This is a genomic window from Streptomyces lichenis, assembly GCF_023218175.1.
Classification (GTDB): Bacteria; Actinomycetota; Actinomycetes; order Streptomycetales; family Streptomycetaceae; genus Streptomyces; species Streptomyces lichenis.
In genome coordinates this window covers 1-18,872 of the sequence record NZ_JALPTH010000041.1, presented here as the reverse complement: position 1 = coordinate 18,872, position 18,872 = coordinate 1, and the positions used below count along the sequence as shown (strand labels likewise).

General features: G+C 73.2%; 13 protein-coding genes and 1 pseudogene. 5 read left to right on the top strand and 9 right to left on the bottom strand.

Translation table 11 applies throughout. The features are described 5' to 3' along the window. Window positions 1–94 precede the first annotated feature (94 nt). Window positions 95–849 (bottom strand): annotated as a pseudogene (locus tag M1O15_RS29195) (methyltransferase domain-containing protein). A 319-nt stretch (window positions 850–1,168) separates the two neighbouring features. Between M1O15_RS29195 and M1O15_RS29190 the strand changes: the two are divergent. Next, window positions 1,169–1,366: a hypothetical protein gene (locus tag M1O15_RS29190; RefSeq protein ID WP_248637224.1), complete on the top strand. Its 198-nt coding sequence runs from the start codon at window positions 1,169–1,171 to the stop codon at window positions 1,364–1,366. Between the two features lie 54 nt (window positions 1,367–1,420). Here the strand turns inward: M1O15_RS29190 and M1O15_RS29185 are convergent, their stop codons facing one another. After that, window positions 1,421–2,380, bottom strand: coding sequence for a DNA polymerase Y family protein (locus M1O15_RS29185; protein ID WP_248637252.1), 960 nt, complete (start codon window positions 2,378–2,380; stop codon window positions 1,421–1,423). Further along, window positions 2,377–5,967 (bottom strand): DNA polymerase III subunit alpha, encoded by a 3,591-nt coding sequence (locus M1O15_RS29180; protein ID WP_248637223.1) that lies wholly within the window; start codon window positions 5,965–5,967, stop codon window positions 2,377–2,379. Before M1O15_RS29180 ends, M1O15_RS29185 begins: the two co-directional genes overlap by 4 nt. 174 nt (window positions 5,968–6,141) lie before the next feature. Between M1O15_RS29180 and M1O15_RS29175 the strand changes: the two genes are divergently transcribed. The 3 genes from M1O15_RS29175 (at window position 6,142) to M1O15_RS29165 (ending at window position 8,338) form a co-directional block, all read left to right on the top strand. Next, window positions 6,142–7,218 (top strand): ABC transporter permease, encoded by a 1,077-nt coding sequence (locus M1O15_RS29175; protein ID WP_248637222.1) that lies wholly within the window; start codon window positions 6,142–6,144, stop codon window positions 7,216–7,218. A gap of 87 nt (window positions 7,219–7,305) precedes the next feature. Continuing rightward, window positions 7,306–7,896, top strand: a complete 591-nt coding sequence (locus tag M1O15_RS29170) for a TetR/AcrR family transcriptional regulator (protein ID WP_248637221.1) — start codon at window positions 7,306–7,308, stop codon at window positions 7,894–7,896. 10 nt (window positions 7,897–7,906) lie between these two features. Beyond that, window positions 7,907–8,338, top strand: coding sequence for a PPOX class F420-dependent oxidoreductase (locus tag M1O15_RS29165; protein WP_248637220.1), 432 nt, complete (start codon window positions 7,907–7,909; stop codon window positions 8,336–8,338). Between the two features lie 122 nt (window positions 8,339–8,460). Here M1O15_RS29165 and M1O15_RS29160 read toward each other — a convergent pair whose 3' ends face one another. After that, on the bottom strand, window positions 8,461–9,549 hold the full coding sequence (locus M1O15_RS29160) for a S1 family peptidase (RefSeq protein WP_248637219.1): 1,089 nt from the start codon (window positions 9,547–9,549) through the stop codon (window positions 8,461–8,463). A 407-nt stretch (window positions 9,550–9,956) separates the two neighbouring features. Between M1O15_RS29160 and M1O15_RS29155 the strand changes: the two genes are divergently transcribed. Beyond that, on the top strand, window positions 9,957–10,841 hold the full coding sequence (locus M1O15_RS29155; protein ID WP_248637218.1) for an alpha/beta fold hydrolase: 885 nt from the start codon (window positions 9,957–9,959) through the stop codon (window positions 10,839–10,841). A gap of 371 nt (window positions 10,842–11,212) precedes the next feature. Here the strand turns inward: M1O15_RS29155 and M1O15_RS29150 are convergent, their stop codons facing one another. The 5 genes from M1O15_RS29150 to M1O15_RS29130 form a co-directional block, all read right to left on the bottom strand. Then, window positions 11,213–12,034 (bottom strand): Crp/Fnr family transcriptional regulator, encoded by an 822-nt coding sequence (locus M1O15_RS29150; RefSeq protein WP_248637217.1) that lies wholly within the window; start codon window positions 12,032–12,034, stop codon window positions 11,213–11,215. After that, complete coding sequence (locus tag M1O15_RS29145; RefSeq protein ID WP_248637216.1) at window positions 12,034–12,291, bottom strand: hypothetical protein; 258 nt, start codon at window positions 12,289–12,291, stop codon at window positions 12,034–12,036. The genes M1O15_RS29150 and M1O15_RS29145 overlap by 1 nt, the downstream gene beginning before the upstream one ends. A gap of 679 nt (window positions 12,292–12,970) precedes the next feature. Continuing rightward, complete coding sequence (fxsT, locus tag M1O15_RS29140) at window positions 12,971–16,906, bottom strand: FxSxx-COOH system tetratricopeptide repeat protein (protein ID WP_248637215.1); 3,936 nt, start codon at window positions 16,904–16,906, stop codon at window positions 12,971–12,973. Continuing rightward, window positions 16,903–18,222, bottom strand: coding sequence for a TIR-like protein FxsC (locus tag M1O15_RS29135; RefSeq protein WP_248637214.1), 1,320 nt, complete (start codon window positions 18,220–18,222; stop codon window positions 16,903–16,905). The genes fxsT and M1O15_RS29135 overlap by 4 nt, the downstream gene beginning before the upstream one ends. A gap of 123 nt (window positions 18,223–18,345) precedes the next feature. Beyond that, a partial coding sequence (locus M1O15_RS29130; protein WP_248637213.1) for an aKG-HExxH-type peptide beta-hydroxylase occupies window positions 18,346–18,872 on the bottom strand: 527 nt, incomplete at its 5' end.

The window sequence follows — 18,872 nt, the reverse complement described above, 5'->3', positions numbered from 1 at the left end:
CGGAGGGCGGCGGTCAGCAGGAGGAAGTGGGCGGACCGGAGGAAGGCGTTCCGTCCGGGAGCCCTGCGCATCTCCGCTCTCCGCCATGAGCGGATCAGGACTCGCGAGCAGCCGAATGGCGTAACCGTGTCCGCCGCCCCGACCAGCGGGCGTCAGCGCGGCATGCGCCGCCCCAGCTCCCCAGCCCGCTCCCGCAGCCGGGCGCTCCAGGCCCCACTCTCCGCCGGGACGGACATCCCGGTGCCGGAGGGAACCTGTACGTCTTCATGCCCGTCCTCCGGCACGGCGGCTTCCAGCCCCGCCCAGTCCACCTCGATCCCGGCGCGTGCTCCTGGAGCACCCAGCGGCGCATCGTCGTCGCGCCCCCTTCCGGCGTCCGGGCCGGGACCTCGGCGGGCACGGCATCCGTCCGCGCCGGTGCGCCGTCCAGGTGGTGCGCCAGGGTCGAGAACACCAGACGGCCGCCCGGCTTGAGCGCGGTCACCGCCGCGGGCAGCAGCTCACGTGGATCGGTGAAGTCCAGCGCCCCGAAGACGCTGTAGAGCACGTCGTATCGGGCGCGAGATGCCCGAAGAGGTCGAGCGCCCTCGCGTGCTGGGCGGGCGAAGCGTCCACCGCGACGACCTCGGCGGCCCCGGCATGGACCGCGAGGTGCGCGGCATGCCGAGCGGCCCCCGCCCCGAGATCGCCCACGACCCGGCCCGACAGGTCACCCAGAAGCTCCGCTCCGGGGCCGCCGTCCTGGCTCCAGATCCAGTGGAAGGCATCGGGTACGGCGCGGTCGCGCTCGGCGCGGGTGCGTCCGTAGTGGTGCCAGAGGTCGGTGGAGGCCAGGTCGGTGGAGGTCATCCGCCTCATCATCGGGGGCGGGGTACGTCGGTGGGCGGTTTCCCGGGAAGCATCGCCTCCCCCGAAACCCGTTCGGCCGCCGTTCGAACCCATGGCACGATCCGAGAGCTCCGACGGCTCGTCGGCAGGCTCGACGCCGGATGGGACCTTGACTGACGTCCCGTCACGGGTGCGTACCGGAACCCTGATGAAGAGGGAGACAGTCCTCAGAGCACCTCTCTGGAGGTGAGTACGCCACGAACTACCCCTGGATGAGGCAGAGATGACCGGTGCCGACAAGACCTCGTTCGACGGCGCCCCGTACTGACAGACAGAAGACATGCAGAAGCTGCTCGTAAAGATCCTTCTCGTCGTGGTGGCGCTCTCGCTCGCCTTCACCGTCATGGGTACACGCGCCGGAGTAGCCGAAGCCGGAGTGCTCGGCCTCTTGGGCGTGGTCGCCATTACGCTCTTCGTCGTGAGCTTCTTCCGTAGCCGCAACCGCGCCAGGAGCGCGCAGCAACGAGCGCAGGCCTGAGGCAGCCGTCCACCCATAGGGAAGGCGTCAGGAACCACCGGGTGGCCGGCGAGGTCACGCCGCCAGCGTCCCCGGCCCGATCACCCCCTCCCCGAACCGCGCCCGTGCCCGGTCCGCCACCGCCTCCAGTCGCCGCACCTTGTCGTCGGCCGGGTCGAGGGACAGCTGGTGTGCGGCGTTGGCGGCCGGGGTGAGGCCCTCGGCGCGTAGGGAGAGGGCGCGGACGCGGGCGCGTTGGAGGGCGAGGGCGTCGTAGAGGGCGTAGGCGGTCGCGGTGAGCGCGGTGGAGTGGGCGGTGGGTTCGGGCAGGGTGCGGGTCCTGGTGGTGGTGGAGCGGTCGGCGTAGCGGACGGTGAGGGTGAGGGCGCGGCAGACCTGCCCGCCGGCCTCGGTGCGGAGGCGGGCGCCCAGTTCGCCGGTGAGGGAGAGCAGGGCGCGGCGGTGCCGGTCCGGGTCGAGTTCGTCGCGGTCGAAGCGGCGTTCGGCGGCGAGGGAGCGGGCGGCGGCGTTGGGGGTGACGGCCGAGCGGTCGATGCCCTGGGCGCGTTCCCAGACGTCCCGGCCGGTACGGGCGCCCAGGATGCGCTGGAGTACGGCGAGGGGCGCGGCGGCGACCCGGTCGATGGAGTCCAGGCCGTAGCCGCACAGGGCGCGGGCGGTGGCAGGGCCCACGCCGTGGAGGGCGGCCACCGGCTTGTCGCGGAGGAAGAGTTCGGGGTCGTCGACGACGAGGGTGGTGCCGGGGGGCGCCTCGCGCGCGGCCATGCGGGCGATCAGGGGGACGGGGCCCGCGCCGATGGCGCACTCCACCCCGTACCGGGCGAGCGCGCGGACCCGGAGCACGGCGGCCAGCTCGGCCGTCCCACGCCCGAAGTACCGTACGGCGCCGCGCAGGTCGGCCAGGGCGGCGTCCGGCGGGACGGCCTCCACGACGGGGGTGAACTCACCGAGGAGGGAGAGCAGGTCGGCGAGTAGAGGCTCCGAAGAGAGGGGGAAGCGGACGTAGAGGATCATCCGGCGCTCCCCTGGCTCTGGTGCCACAGCTTCCGCTTCTTCGGGACGACCGCCCCGTCCCCGGCCGGGCGCAGGTCGGACCAGGGGTTGAGGGTGTAGCCGTTGGGCATGGTGATGCGGCGGCCGGTGGCCTCGCCGTCGGCCGTGGCCACTTCTCCGCCGACAGGGGCCGGTTCGGCGAGTTTCGCGGCGACCGCGTCCAGGCCGCCCCGCTCCCGTAGCTCGATCAGCTCGGCGAGGTTCCAGGCGACCGCGCCGACCACGCTGAAGCTGCGCGGGCCGCGCCGCTGGATGGTGCCCCGGACCAGCAGCAGCCAGGAGTGGAAGACGGTGTGCGCGCACCGCTCGTGGCTGTCGTCGAAGAAGGCGAGGTCCACCAGGCCGGTGCCGTCGTCCAGGGTGGTGAAGATGACCCGGCGGCCGGAGCGGATGGGCGGGGTCTGGGTGGCCACCTTGGACCCGGCGACCAGCACGGTCTGGCCGTCGCGGGCGGTGCCCAGGCGGCGGGCGGTGAGGACGCCCAGCTCGTCCAGGAAGCCCTGGTGGTCGTCCATCAGGTTGCGCGAGGCGTCCATGGAGAGCACGCCCAGTTCGGCGCTGAGCCGTTCGGCGTCGCTGAGGTCGGGCAGGCCGACGGGGGCGGCGCGGCGGCCGCCCGCCAGGGGCAGCTGGTCGCCGCCCGCGCCCGTACCCCGTCCGCTGCGGTGCAGTTCGGCGAGGTGCAGCAGCAGATCGCGGCGGTTGGCGCCGAACGCGTCCAACGCACCGACCTGGGCGAGCCGTTCGGCGACGGGGCGGCCGGGGCGGGCCCGCTGCCAGAAGTCGAGCAGGGAGGCGTAGGGCCGGCCGGCCTCGATCCGGGCGGCCTCGGCCTCGCTGATGCCGTGGACGTCGGAGAGGGCGAGGCGGAGGCCCCATACCTCCTGTGAAGCCGGGGAGCCGGACACCAGTTCGATTTGGTGGGCGGCTGCCGAGCGGTTCACGTCCAGGGGGAGGACCGGAACGCCCTGGCGGCGGGCGTCGGCGAGGAGCAGCCGCTTGGGATACATACCGGGGTCATGGGTGAGCAGCCCGGCGTAGAAGGCGGCCGGGTGGTGGGCCTTGAGCCAGGCGGACTGGTAGGTGGGCACCGCGAAGGCGACCGCGTGCGCCTTGCAGAAGCCGTACGAGCCGAAGGCCTGCACGATCTTCCAGGTGCGGTCGACGACGTCCTCGGGGTAGCCCCGGGCCGCCGCGTGCTGGGCGAACCAGGCCTTGATCCTGCCCTGGGACTCCGGGTGGGAGAGCCCGCGCCGGACCGCGTCGCCCTCCTCGCGGCCGCAGCCGGTCATGATGGCCAGGATCTTGATGATCTGCTCGTGGAAGACCACCACCCCGTACGTCTCCTTCAGCGCGTCCTCCAGGTCGCGGTGCGGGTAGCGGACCGGCGCCCGGCCGTGCCGGGCCTCGATGAACGGGCGGACCATGTCGGCGGCGACCGGCCCGGGCCGGAAGAGGGAGATGTCCACCACCAGGTCGTGGAAGGTGGACGGCTGGAGGCGGCCGACCAGGTCGCGCTGGCCGGGCGACTCGATCTGGAAGATGCCCAGCGTCTCGGCGGAGCGGATCAGCCGGTAGGTGGCGGGGTCGCCGGGCCGCACCTGGCGGTCGTCGTCCAGGTCGACCGTGCGGCCGGTGGCGCGCCGGATCTCGGCGACCGCGTGGGCCATCGCGGACTGCATCCGCACCCCGAGCACATCCAGTTTGAGCAGCCCCAGCTCCTCCACGTCCTCCTTGTCGAACTGGGACATCGGGAAGCTCTCGCCGCTGGTGGGGACGACCGGGGTACGGGAGGGCAGGGAGGCGTCGGAGAGCAGCACCCCGCACGGGTGCATGGCCACCCCGCGCGGCAGCGCGTCCAGCGCCTCGACCAGGTCCCAGAGCTTTCCGTACTCCTCCCGCCGGGCGGAGAGTTCGCGCAGTTCGGGGAGTTCGTCCAGGGCGGCGCGGGCGTCCTTGGCGCGGATGTGCGGGAACGCCTTGGCGAGGGAGTCGATCTCGGCCGGGTCCATGGAGAGGGCGGCGCCCACGTCCCGGATGGCGTGCCGGACCCGGTAGGTCTCGGGCATGGCGACGGCGGCGACCCGCTGGGGGCCGAAGCGGTCCAGGATCGCCCGGTAGACCTCCAGCCGGCGCGCGGACTCCACGTCGATGTCGATGTCCGGGAGGGCGGGGCGGCGGACGGAGAGGAAGCGCTCCATGAGGAGGTCCTGCTCGACGGGGTCGGCGTGGGCGATGCCGAGCAGGTGGTTGACGAGCGACCCGGCGCCGGAGCCGCGCGCGGCGACCCGGATGCCGAGGCCCCGGGTGTCGTCCACCACCTGGGCGACGGTGAGGAAGTACGAGGCGAAGCCGAGGCGTTCGATGGTGCGCAGCTCGTCCTCCAGCCGGTCCCAGTAGGCGCGCCGGCGGTCCAGGCCGCGCAGCACCATCCCGGCGGCACAGCGGGAGCGCAGCACCCGGTCGGCGGTGCGCGCCCCGGCGCCGACGAGATGGGCCTCGGGGAAGTGGACGGAGCCGATGCCGAGGTCGTCCTCGGGGTCGACCAGGCAGGCGGCGGCCGTCTCCTCGGTGAGGGCGAGCAGCCGGTGGGCGGTGTTGCGGCGGTAGCCGGCGGCCTCGGCGACCCGTTCGGCGGTGGCGGCCATCGCGGCTGGATCCTTCAGCCAGCGCTCACCGCTGTCCAGGCCCTTGCGGGGGTCGATGGGGACCAGGCGGCGGGCCGCGTCGAGGACATCGGCGACCGGGCCCTGCCCCCGGTCGGCGTACCGCACGGCGTTGGCGAGCACCGGGCGTACGCCCTGCTCGGCGGCGAGGCCGAGGGTACGGGCGGCCTGCCGCAGCGAGCCGGGGCCGGTGCCGGTACGGCCGTGGTGGACGACCTCCAGCCGCAGCGCGTCCCCGTACACCTCCCGCCAAGGGGCGAGCAGCCGGGCGGCCCGGTCGGGGCGGCCGGCGGCCAGCGCGCGGCCGACCTCGGAGTCCGGGCCGAGCAGGACGGTGAGGTCCTCGCCGTGGTTGCCGGCCCAGGGCAGCAGCGGGCTGCCGGTACGGCCGGTGCCGGCACCGGTGGCCAGCCCGCCGGAGGCGTACGGGGACGGGTTCGGGTCGGCCGGCCCCGTACCCCCCGCAGGTGCACCGGCCCCGCCGCTCCCCGCGCCGATCGGGTCGTCCTGGGCGTGCGCGGCGGTGATCATCCGGCACAGTTCGGCCCAGCCGCGCCGGGAGCGGGCGAGGAAGACCGCGCGGGGCGCGGACTCGTCCACGAAGGCGCCGCCGCGTACCGGGGTGCGCCGGCGCTCGGTGGCCCCGGGCCCCTCCGCCCGGACCTGCTCGCCGATGGCCAGGTCCACCCCGAACAGCGGGCGGACGCCCTCCTTGGCGCAGGCGGCGGCGAAGCGGACCGCGCCGGCCACGGTGTCCCGGTCGGTCAGGGCGACCGCGTCCATCCCCCGCTCGGCGGCGCGTGCCGCCAGCCGCTCCGGGTGGGACGCCCCGTACCGCAGGGAGTAGCCCGAAACGGTGTGCAGATGCGTGAAGCCCGGCACCGGCACCCCGCACCTCCTGGATCGTTCGTCTCTCTCACCTCCCCCTCCTCCACCATAGACCACGTTTCGAACGTTCGTACGATTCATGGTCCGCCGCCTCCGCCGACCGCCCCGGGTCCGCCATTCGGCCCGCCCCCGCCTGCGTGGACGGGCCCCGCCCCGGAGCGTGGAGGCATGAAGCTCGCCCAGGAGTTCCGTTCCGCCGTCACCCCCCGCGCCGCCCTGCTGGTCGTCGGCGTCCTCGCCCTCCAGCTGCTGTTCATCGCCTCCTATGTGGGCGCGCTGCACCACCCCAAGCCGACGGATGTGCCCTTCGGCGTGGTGGCCCCGGGCCAGACGGCCGAGCGGACGGCCCGGCAACTGGCCGCACTGCCCGGCGATCCGCTGGACCCCCGGGTGCTCGGCTCCGAGGCCGAGGCCCGCCGGCAGCTCGGCGACCGGGAGATCGACGGCGCCCTGGTCGTGGACCCGCGGGGCGGCACCACCGACACCCTGCTGGTGGCCTCCGGCGGCGGCACGGCGCTCGCCAACGCGCTGGAGCAGATCATCGGCCAGGCGGAGAAGGAGCAGCGGCGGACCGTGCGGACGGTGGACACCGCGCCCACCGCCCGGGGCGACTTCAACGGCCTGTCGGCGTTCTACCTGGTGGTCGGGTGGTGCGTGGGCGGCTATCTGCTGGCCTCGATCCTGGCGATCAGCGCCGGCTCCCGCCCGGCCAACCCGCAGCGCGCGGTCATCCGGCTGACCGTGCTCGCGCTCTCCGCGATCGTCGGGGGCCTGGGCGGGGCGGTGATCGTCGGGCCGATCCTGGACGCCCTGCCGGGCAGCACGGCGGCGCTGTGGGGGCTGGGCGCCCTGGTGGTCTTCGCGGTCGGCGCGATCACCCTGGCCCTCCAGGCGGCCACCGGGATCGTGGGCATCGGGCTGGCCGTGCTGCTGGTGGTGATCGCGGGCAACCCGAGCGCGGGCGGGGCGTTCCCCGGTCCGATGCTGCCGGACTTCTGGCGGGCGATCGGCCCCTGGCTGCCGCCGGGCGCGGGCACCTGGGCGGCCCGCTCGATCGCGTACTTCCGGGGTGACGCGATCTCCGGCCCGCTCCAGGTGCTCTCGGTCTGGGCGGTCGCCGGCACCGTGGTCACCCTGGTGCTGTCCGCGCTCCGCCGCCCCGGGGAGGACGAGGAGGAGGACCGGCCGACGGGCGAGAGCTGGCCGGAGGAGGAGCGGACGGCGGAACAACCCCCTCCCTCATGACCACTCCAACTGAAGTGATGTACTGGAGGCGCTGAGAGAAACCGTCGCAACCACCGGCAGCCATCGGCTCCAGGTGAGGGGGCACCCATGCGCCAGAACCCGGCCCGCCGGGCCGCGCTGCTCGACGCCGCCATCGAGGTCCTCGCCCGGGAGGGCTCGCGCGGGCTGACCCAGCGCGCCGTCGACAAGGAGGCGGGGGTGCCGGTCGGCACCGCCTCCAACTACTTCCGCAACCGCGACGAGCTGCTGGTGCAGACCGGGACCCGGGTCTACGAGCGGCTGGACCCGGGCGAGGACGCGCTGGCCGAACAGCTCGCCCCGGTACGGGACACCGCCTCGTACGCCGCGCTGATGCGGCGGACCGTGGCGCGGATCACCGCCTTCCGCTCCGGTTACCTGGCCCTGCTGGAGCTGCGGCTGGAGGCCACCCGGCGGCCCGGACTGCGGACTCTGCTCACCCAACGGGTCCGGGCCGACGTGGACGCCAACGTGGCCCGGCACGAGGACGCGGGGCTGCCCGGTGACGCCACCGGCGTCCTGCTGCTCTACCTGGCGATGAACTGGCTGGTGGTCGAGGAGCTGACCCTGCCGGACGTGCTGCCCGAGGCGGTACGGGACGAGCTGATCACCAGCGCCGTACAGCGCGCCCTCCTGTCCCCCGGGCCGGGTGCCGCGTGATGATCCCCTCATGACCGAGACACCGTTCGACCCCTACGCGCTGCTCGCCCGGAGCCGGATCGGGACCCTGGCGACCCTCAAGGCGGACGGCCGCCCGCAGCTGACCCCGATCCAGCCTTCCTACGACCCGGAGACCGGCCTCGTCCGGGTGTCCACGACCCTGCGCACCGCCAAGGTGGCCAATCTGCGCCGGGACCCGCGCGCCACCCTGATGGTGCTGAGCGAGGACGGCTGGTCCTGGGCCACCGCCGAGGGCACGGCCACCCTCACCGGCCCCGGCACCGATCCGCGCGGCCCCGAGGTGGAGGCGCTGGTGGAGTACTACCGCCGCGCCGCGGGCGAGCACCCGGACTGGGACGAGTACCGGGCGGTGATGGTCTCCGAGCGGCGGGTCCTCATCACCATGACGGTCGACCACGTGTACGGCACGCGGGTCGCCTGACCCCGTATACAGCAGGGCCCTGGACGGAGGTCGCGTCCAGGGCCCTGCTGTGTGGGGGGAGTCGGTGCGCCGGGAATCCCGCCGGCGCACCGCCCGTAGGGGTCGGCTCGGTACGTGGACCGTCAGCCGATGGTGGCGCCGGTGGCGCTGAGCGCCTCGGTCACCGGCTGGAAGAAGGTCTCCCCACCCGAGGAGCAGTCCCCACTGCCACCCGAGGTCAGACCCACCGCCGCGTCACCCGAGAACAGCGACCCGCCACTGTCCCCCGGCTCCGCACACACATCGGTCTGGATCAGACCCTCCACCACATCACCATTGCCGTAGTTCACCGTGGCGTCCAACCCCGTCACCGTGCCCTCATGCACCTGCGTCGTCGAACCGGACCGGGTCACCTTCATCCCCACGGTCGCCTCGGCCGCCCTGGTGATCGCCTGCGTCCCACCGCCGTACAGATTCACCTCACTCGGCGCCCGCACATCACCCTCATACTTCACCAACGCGAAGTCATTGCCCGGGAACTGCGAATCCACCATCGTCCCCACCGCCGCACCCCCCGCCGACTCCGACCACTCACTACCCGCCTCACCGCAGTGCCCCGCCGTGATGAAGTGCGGCGCACCGTCCTTCACCACATTGAACCCCAACGAGCAGCGCCCCCCACCGGAGTGGATCGCGTCCCCACCGGAGAGGAAGGTACGGAACTCACCCTGGGTGCGCTTCAACTCCGCCTTGCCGCCCAGCTCCTCGACCGCCGCGGTCACCTTCGCCAGATCCGCACCCTTCACCGTGCGGTCCGCGGTGACGACCACCGTGTTGGTCTCGGGGTCCACCGCCCAGGAGGTGCCCGGCACCGAGGCGTCCTTCTTCAGCTCACCACGGGCCGCCCTCAGCTCCACCAGCGTGTTCTCCACGACTCTGGCCTCACCACCCGCCGCACGCACCGCGTCCACACCCGCCTGATCCACCACATTCACCACGAGCTTCCTCGCCGAGGCGTCATAGAACGCGCCCGCCGCCTCGCTCCCGAGGTCCTTCTGCAGCGACGAGGCCAGCGAGCCGGCCGCCGCCACCGACAGGGTCCGGACCTTGACCTCCGCGCCGGTGTCCTGGCTGGCGTTCGCGGTCTGCACCGTCACGCCCGCGCCGACCAGAGCCGCCACGGCTCCGCCGGCCATGAGTATCCGCTTCTTCGAACTACGCCGATGGTTCACGTTTCGTCCTTCGCCTTCCTGTGGGGGCCATGCCAACCAGATGCGTGGGGGCACCGGATGGCAGGGAGGATGGGCCGCTCACTATTCCGATACCGCCGAGTAGCCCACAAGGACGGTCACCGGACGGGCACCCGACCTTCACGGCCCGCCCCCGGGGCGGTCACCGGTCGGACCGTTACCGGAAGTTACGGTTCGCAATCTTCACACCGGACGGGAACACCCTCCACGGGAAGGTAGGGACCACAGCCGCTGGTCACACGACCCCTGACCTCCGAAGGTCCAGACCACAGCGCTCCCCGAGGACCCGGCGCCCGCCCCCGCCGCGCACCGGTCCGCCCCGACGCGCCCTCCCCAGCGCCGGACTGATGGGCCATCATCGGATCAGCTCGACTGAAGGGGGCGGGGGCGTGCGAGGTCGAGTGCGCGCGGCTGACGGCCGGCATCTGATGGTGGAGCGCCTGGGGGACCCGCAGGGAAGACCGGTCTTCCTGCTGCACGGCACACCCGGCAGCAGACTCGGTCCGGCACCCCGCGGCATGGTCCTCTACCAGCGCGGAATGCAGCTCATCGCCTACGACCGCCCCGGCTACGGCGGTTCGGACCGGCTGGCCGGGCGGAGTGTGGCCGCGGTCGCCGAGGACGTGGCGGTCATCGCCGACACCCTGGGGCTGAAACGGTTCGCCGTGGTGGGCCGCTCCGGTGGCGCCCCGCACGCGCTGGCCTGCGCGGCGCTGCTGCCGGACCGGGTGACCCGTACCGCCGCGCTGGTGACCCTGGCACCCCGGGACGCGGACGGGCTCGACTGGTTCGAGGGCATGACCGCCTTCAACGTCAGCGAGTACACGGCCGCCACCCAGGACCCCGGCGGGGTGGCCGCCCGGCTCACCCCGCGCGCGGACGCCATCCGCGAGGACCCGGTGCGGCTCCTGGACGACCTGCGCCGGGAGCTGACCGCCTCGGACCGGATGGTGGTCGCGGACGCCGGGGTCCGCTCGATGCTGCTGCGCAACTACCAGGAGGCGCTGCGCACCTCGGCCTGGGGCTGGATCGACGACGCGCTGGCCTTCTGCATGCCCTGGGGGTTCGACCCGGCGGACATCCCCGGTGAGGTGCTGCTCTGGCACGGCGAGCAGGACGTGTTCTCGCCGGTCGGCCACTCCCGCTGGCTCGCCGAGCGCATCCCGGGGGCGACGGCCGTACTGGAGCCGTCCGCCGCCCACTTCGACGCCCTGCACGCCCTGCCCCGGGTGCTGACCTGGCTGCTGGACACCGGGGACGCCGAAGCCGCCTGAGGGAACGGGCCGTCCGGTCCGGACCACGCCTCATCCCGCCGCAAGGACCGGTCAGCCTCCCCCCAGGCGAATTCCGGCCGGAAACCGATCTTCCCGCCCGGGTGACGCACCGGCACCGCCCCCGATGACCGGGAAATAAGAATTCCCGTCAACAAGGCCAGGCAAGGCCCGAGAAGGCACGAGAAGACCCGGCAAGGCACGAGAAGGCTCGGCAAAGGCCCGCCGGCAAGATCCGCCGACAAGGCCCGTCGACCAGGCCTTGAATTTGTCCAGACCAGAGCGGCCGGAGGAGCTGCGGGAGCCGAAGGAGATCGCCGGACCGGTTGTTTCTCCCGGTCCCGCGGCCCGCCGAATGCGGCTGACGCCCGCATTCACCCCTGGGACGACTCCCCGGTCACCCGGGGGGACGGAATGCGGACCTTCCCCTTCTCGGCGAGGGCGGCCTCGGAGGGGAAGCGGAAGGTGCGGTAACCGGTGACCACGATGCCCTCCGCCCTCAGGATCCGCAGGGCCCCTTCCAGGGTGCCGGTGCTGACCGCGAGCGCGTCGGCGAGGTCCTGCTGGGTCGGGCCCTCGATCATGCGGCCGAACTCCCGGCAGGGGACCGCGCACGTGCGGAGCAGATGGACGAAGAGGCCGGCCAGGCGCTCCTCGGGGCGCAGCCCGGCGCGGTGGTAGACCCGCTCGGCGTCCTGGAGGCGTTCGCCGATGGAGGCCGCGACGGCCAGGGCGATGACCGGATTGTGCCGGGCGAGCGTACGCATCCGGTCCAGCGAGAGGCTCAGCGTGTCCGTACGGCGCAGGCACCGCGTGGTGGGCGGGACCAGCGACTCGTCGCAGACCTCGGCGCCTCCCAGCAGGGCGCCGGCGCCGAGGAGGCGCACCGTCGCGCTGCCGCCCTGGGCGGTCTCCTCGGCCACGCAGCCGCTGAGGACGACATGGGCCATGGAGCCGTGCGCCCCGCGCAGCAACTGCCCCCGGTGGTAGGCGCGGCGCTGGAGGGTGGTGGTGATCAGCTCCTCCACATGGGAGTCGGGCAGCCGCCGCAGGAAGGAGTTGTACTCCAGCATCGCGCCGAGGGCGCGGTGCCCGGGCAGGAAGCGGGCGCGGCCGGTCTGCTCGTGGACCGCGTACAGCGAACTGCCGATGAGTATCGGCTTCTCGTCGGCGGCCTCGGATCCGGGCTGCCCCATCAGGGGTGCACCCGCTCACCGGTCGCCTGCCCGCCGGTCGCTCCCGGGTGCTGGGGGGCGGCGGGGGCCGCCGGCGGCGCGATGAGGTCGGGCCGCAGGGCGTCGAAGAGGCGCGGGAGGACGCCCAGCAGCATCGCGAGTGCGAGGAACACGGTGACGATCCGGGCGGAGGTCGAGGAGAAGGTGTGGATCGCATAGGCGGCCAGCAGGCAGACGACGACCACAATGGCCACCGCCGCGAGCAGGAAATATCCCATGAGGGCACTCCGATTGCTCTGCGTTGTGAATTTTTGGTGGAGGGCTCAGCTCGGTACTTCTGACAGAAGATCACCGGCGGTTGGTGGGACCGCCGTTGGGTGACCTCCGTGATCGGGCCAGCATATAGCACGCACGACTGAAGAGCGTATTTGCGATTTCCCGCCCACCGTCCGGACCGACCGCGATGAACACTTCCGAACGTATTCCCACACTCCCTTATCCAAGGGAATTCGAGAGGAATCCCCAGGGGTGGGGAATGTTCGCCTGTACCGGGTAGTTGGATACGACAAGGCTCGCGTTGTGTCTTGGAGGGCTCAGCGCAGACGCCTCTGCCGGGAGAGGGGCCCTGCATCACGGGGGTGGTGCCCCGCGGGGCCCCTCCCCGGCAACCTCGGTCCACGACCGGCGACCGGCGACCGCGGTCGGTCCGGGAGGACGGACGAGACGAGCAGGTGTACCGACCGCGACGGGGCGGCGCCCGAGGCGCCGCCCCGTCGCGTGGTGGGCGGCCGGCGGCGGTATCAGGGGATCTCCCCGTCCACCGACCGGAGTTGACGGTGCGCCTACGTTACCCCCGCCATCGAACACGCGGGTGGTACCCGCCCTCCAGGAGCGGGCCGCGCCCACTGTGCGGGCCGGACAACGCACCGGCCCGCACAGCCCCTCGCCCAGCCCCCCTCACACCGCCAGCGGCTCCAGGTCCCGGTGCACCCGGCGCTCGTCGCGGGCCATCCGGGTCAGCGCGTGGTCGTCGCCGACCAGCCGGGACAGCTCCTCGGCGGTCTCCACCCGCAGCAGCGCGGCCTCGTCCTTGCGGCCCAGCGCGCCGAGGGTGACCGCCATGTTGGCGGCGATGCCCAGCACCTCGGGGTGGTGGGCGCCCATGACCTCGCGCAGCGCGGCCACCGCGCGCCGCTCGATGGCCAGGGCCTCCTCCAGTTCGCCCAGGTCGGCCTTGGCGTTGGCCAGGTTGACCGTGCAGAACAGCACATGCGGGTGGCGCTCGCCCAGCACCTCCCGGGTCACCGCCAGGGTGCCGGCGAGCAGCTGGTCGGCGGCCTCCGGGTCGCCGCACCCCCACTGGTAGATGCCCAGGTTGTTGAGGGCGGCCAGGGTGTAGGGGTGCCGTTCACCCGGGACCTTCATGTACTGGTCGACGACCTCCTGGGCGGTGTCCCGGGCGGCGACCGGGTCCCCGGCCGCGTACAGGTCGGCGGCGAGGTTGAGGTCGCAGGCGAGCGAGTCGGGGTTGGCGGAGGTGTACTTGGCCCGGTAGCGGGCGCGGGTGGCGGTGGTGAGCCGGCGGGCGTCCTCCAGCAGCCCGGCCTTCCGCAGGGACACCGCGAGGGACTTGGCGGCGGCCAGGGTGCCGGGGAAGGCGCGGCCCAGGGTGCGCTTGTAGCTGTCGTAGGTGCGCGAGAGCAGGGCGACGGAGTCCTCGTAGCGGCCGACCTCGCGCAGGTCGCGGGCGAGGGAGGCGGCGGAGGACAGGGTGTACGGGTGGTCGGGCCCCAGCACCTCGGTGCGCCGGTCGTAGACGTCCTGGTCGATCTCCCGGGCGCGGGCGTACTGGCCGACCATCCGCAGGTTGAGCGCCAGGTTGTTGGCGGCGGCCAGGGTACGGGGGTGGGACTCGTGGAAGATCTGGTTGAAGCCCTCGTGGGCCTCGGTGGCCAGCTCCATGGCCTCGCCGTACTGGCCGAGGGTGCCGAGGTCCATGGCGAGGCCGCTGGTGGTCATGTAGGTGTGCGGGTGGGAGGGGCCGAGCACCCGGCGCTGGCGTTCCAGGGTCTCCTCGTCCAGTTCCTTGGCCTCCACGTAGCGCCCTTGGGTGCGCAGGATGTTGGAGAGGTGGAAGCGCAGGTAGAGGTACTGCAGGTCGTCGTTGCCGAGCAGTTCCCGCCAGTCGTCGCGCAGTTCGCCGCCGAGTGCCCAGGCGCTCTGGATGTCGCCGCGCTTCCACAGGTAGCGGACCCGGTCGATGAGCAGCCGGCGGGTCTCCGGCTCCTTGCAGAAGCGGGCCTCGGAGGTGGTCAGATGCGGCCAGATGGTGGCGAACCGGGGCCAGGTCTCGGGGTTGTCGATCGGTTCGTCGTCGTCGGGGCGGGCGCCGGCCAGGATGCGGTGCACGGCGTGCCGGGCCTCGCGCTGCTCCTCCTCCGACAGCTGGGAGCGGATCACCGCCTGCACCAGGCGGTGCAGCTGGATGGAGTTGGAGACCTGGTCGACCTTGGCCAGGGCGAACCGCCCGATCTCCCGGATCACCCGCCCCAGCACCAGCTTCTCCTGCAGGGAGGCGTCGTACGGCTTGAGCGCCTCGATCATCTCCTTGCTGTAGAGCAGGTTGGCGTGGATCGGCTCGGGCGCGAAGAAGGCGCAGAGCTGGAGCAGCCGCACCGCGGCCGGTGAGCGCTCCTGGAGCCGTTCTATGGAGACGTTCCAGGTGGCGGCGACCGGTTCGGGGTAGCCGGCCGGCTGGTTGAGGGCGAGGGTGCGGGCGGCGGCGCCCTCCAGCTGCTCCAGATAGGTGGAGACGGGGGTGGCGGTCTCGGCGATCCAGGCGGCGGCCTGCTCCACGGCGAGCGGCAGGTCGCCGACCGCCTCGGCCACCCGGTCCGCGTCCTCCGGCTTCAGCCCCCTGGCCCGCCGCTGGAGGTGCTCGACGGACTCCTCCCGCAGGAAGACGTCGACCGGCAGCGCGTCGCCGTACTGGGACCAGGTCTGGTTGCGGGAGGTGACCAGGATGTGGCCGCCGCTGGGGAAGAACCGCCCCAGCCGCTCGGGGTCGTCGGCGTTGTCGAAGACCAGCAGCCAGCGGTGCGAGGGCACCCCCCGGCGCAGCAGGTCCACGGCCTCCTGGGAGGCGGTGGCCATGTCCTCGCCGCCCTGGGCGCCGAGCCGGACGGCGAGCTCGGCGAGCGAGGCGATGACGTCGTCGGTCTGCTCGGCGGAGATCCACCACACCAGGTCGTAGTCGGCCATGAAGCGGTGCACGTACTCCAGTGCCACCTGGGTCTTGCCGACGCCGCCGAGGCCGTAGAGGGTCTGCGGCTGCGGCAGCACCACCGCCATGCCGCCGCCCAGCTGGTCGCGCATCCGCTCCAGCACCACCGAGCGCCCGGTGAAGCCGGCGTTGCGCGGGGGCGCGTTCCAGATCTTCGGCACGGTGCCGGGGAACCGCGGCCCGGGCGGCACACCCTCGCCCAGCGGGGTGGCGGGCCGGTCCAGGGCGCGCAGCAGCGAGGCGGTGGCGTGCACCTCGTCCAGCCGGAAGAGGTCGACCGGGTTGCGGTCGATGTACGGGGTGGTGAGCCGGACGTCGCCGACCCGCACCGGCAGCAGCTGGCGGCGCCCGGCGGCGGAGTCCTCGGCGGCGGCCCGCTCCCACACCTGCACGGCGCGGGCGGACTTCAGATACGCGGCGGAGAGCAGCACCACCGTGCGGCCGGCGTTCTCGGCGGCCTCCCGGGGGTCGGAGCCGGTGAGCGCCGGGTCGGCGGAGACGTCCCGGGGCACCACCCGGAACCCGGCGCGGGTGAGCACCGACTCGACCCAGTCGGCCCACATCCGGTTCTCCGCCACGTACGACAGGAACAGGTCGGCGGGGAGCGCGGGGCGGCGCCGGGTGAAGGCGTCGCGGACCCGCAGCCGGGCGTCCTCGGGGATCGCCGGCATGGCGGTGACCTGCCCGTCGGTGACCACGGCGGTCAGCCGTTCGAAGGCCGACAGCAGCGAGTTGGCGATACCGGCGTCGTCGCCGAAGGTGGCCAGCGTCTCCTCGTACGCGTAGTAGGGCCGGTACGGGATCTCCACCGCCCCCCAGTAGGCGGCCAGCTCGTCCCCGACGATCCCGGACGGGAAGCCGTCGAACTTCAGCCGGGCCAGGGCCCGTCCGGCGTCGGCCTTCTCCTTCTCACCCTCGTCGATGCGCATCGGCACCGGGAAGATCCGGATGCCCCGGCCGCCGTACCGCTCGGCGATCTGCCGGGCTACCGCCGCGGCGCCGTCCATGGACTGGTCGCTGAGGGTGAAGCAGTCCACCAGCGCGTCCGGGAGGTGCACCGTGCAGATGTCGGCGATGTCGCTCAGCCCGGTCCGGCTGTCGATCAGCACGTAGTCGTAGCCGGCCTTCATGTCCTCGCGCAGCGCGTCGAAGAAGTGCCCGCCGCCCAGCCGGTCGTAGAAGTTGTCCCAGTCGAAGGTGGACACCGTCGCGCTGTACTCGCGGTTCTGCCGCCCCGCCGAGACGAAGTCCAGGGTGCCGCCGTCCGGGAAGCTCCAGCCCAGCGCCTCCGGGGCGAGGGAGACCGCGTGCGGCTGGATCCGGGCGTAGTCGCGGTGCCAGTCGTCGGGGCGCTGCACCGGGCTGGTGGCGGCCCAGGCGTACTCGGTGATCAGGTCGATCACCCCGGTGGTGGCGCCCAGCGTGGACGGGTCGAGGAAGGGGTGGAAGAACCGGTGCAGCCCGGGCGCCTCCAGGTCCCAGTCGACGGCGAGCACCCGTTTGCCGTTCGCGGCGAGTATCCAGGCGGTGTTGGCCAGCGCCATGGTCCGCCCGGTGCCCCCCTTGTAGGAGTAGAAGGTGATGATCCGTCCGTCGCGACCGGGTGTCATCCGAGGTCCTCCGCATCGGGCGCGCTCTGGTGCGTCTCCGGTTGGCCGTGCGTGGTGCCGGACTCCGAGGCCATCGGGCCGCGCAGCCGCGGCCGTTCGGTGTGGCGTCCGCCGGCGGGCGGGTAGACCGCCGCGTGCCGCAGATACTGCTGGGCGGCGGCCTCCACCACCTGGGGCAGGATCTGGCCGAACGCCTCCATGCTGGGTACGCCGCGGGCGGCGGCCCGGCTGGCGGGGCGGCCCTGCCCGGTCTGCACCGGCATGGTCTGCTCCAGTACGCGGTGCAGCTCGGCGTCATGGGCGCGTTCCTGGTGGTCGGCCGGGTTGCGCGGGACGACCACGCTCACCCAGGGCCGGTGCTCGGCGTCCAGCGCGGCGAGCCGGGCCCGGCGCTCCTCGTCCTTCAGCGCCCAGCGGTCCAGCAGCAGGATCTCCGGATGGGCGGGCGGCGCCTTGCTGTCCCCCGGGCCGCCCTCGTGGTCGAAGGAGGCCACCGTGGCCTGGTAGTTCAGCGAGCGGACCAGGTCCTCGGTGACATAGGCCAGCGGCCGGGCCGCCTCGGGGTGGTACGGGTTCCAGTCCTGCGCCATCTCCCCGTAGTACTCCGCCTCCCGCCCCTCGGGCAGATCGTGGCGGGTGGGCGCCACCACGGTGACCTTCAGCGGCCGGGGCCCGCGCCCCGAGGTGCCGAAGGCGCTGGGGGCGGCGCGGTAGTCCACCGGCCGCCCGGGGCCGATGCCCACGGTGTCGGCCACCGCCACGATCCGCTTGGCCAGCTCGTAGACGGCCCGCTCGTACTCCTCGGCGAATATCCGCAGTTTGATCAGCCCGTACAGCCCGTCCGTGACGTACCGGTCGCCGAAGTCCCGGTGGTTGAACTGCAACCGCTCCGCCGGCCCCGGCAGCTGCTCGGGCGGCACCGGCACCCACAGCGCGGGCACGATGGCCTCGGCCGGCCGGTTGTGCCTGGCGTGGTGGTAGATCGCGCGGGTGGCGAAGGCGTACCACTCCTTGCCGCACATCTCGCTGGCGAAGTAGCGGGGCGAGAACAGCGGCACGAACACCCGGCAGGTGGCCAGCACCTCCCCCAGCCGCTCGGACCAGCCCTCCCCGGAACGTATCTCCCGGTCCATGAACCCGGCCGAGGCCCCGGCCGGCAGGTCGGTCATCGCCATCACATGGCCGCACAGGTCCCGGTAGAGCCGCTCCACCCACATGTCGGGGTCGGGGCCGCCGGCCGCGTACCGGGGGGTGTGGGCGTAGCTGAGGAAGAAGTACGGCCGAAGGTCAGCCGCTCGGCGCTGCGGTGACGTCACCCATGACCCCCGTCCCTCCGTGACCGCCCGGTCCCCCGGGCACGAGGGTGCGAGCTGATCCATCATTCCGGAGCGGCCGTCGTCCGCTCCCCCCTTGTTCGGTCATTCCCCACCGGTTTTCGGTCAACCGGCCACCGTGCGAACGCCGTTCGAAACCCCTCGCATCCCGTGCAGCTCCTTGCGCACCCCCTCGGCGAACAGCTTGCCCCCGGTGGTCAGTTCGGCGGCCCCCTCCAGCAGGTCGAGCGCCCGCTCGGCCTGTTCGCGGTACCCGCCACCGCCACCCCGCCCGGCCTCGTACGCGGCCAGCCCGGCCCGCTCGTACGCCCCCGCCAGCAGCGCCGACACCGGCAGCCGCGCCCCGCCCCAGGGCGCCCGCCGCAGCCAGCCTCCGTCCATCGCGTACAGGTCCGCCACATCCAGCAGCGCCCGCAGCCGGGCCCGCCGGAACCCGGTCAGCAGCGCCCGCGCCAGCGCCTCCGGCTCCCCCTCCAGCGGCACCCCCAGCGCCCCGTACCCATGCCGTCCCACGGCCGGTTCCGTCCCCCGCACCGGGGTGAGCACCGTCAGCGCGGCGGCCGCCTCCGCCGCCGCCCCCGGCACCGCGTCCCGCAGCAGCCCCCACGCCGCCCCCAACCGCGCCGCCCACC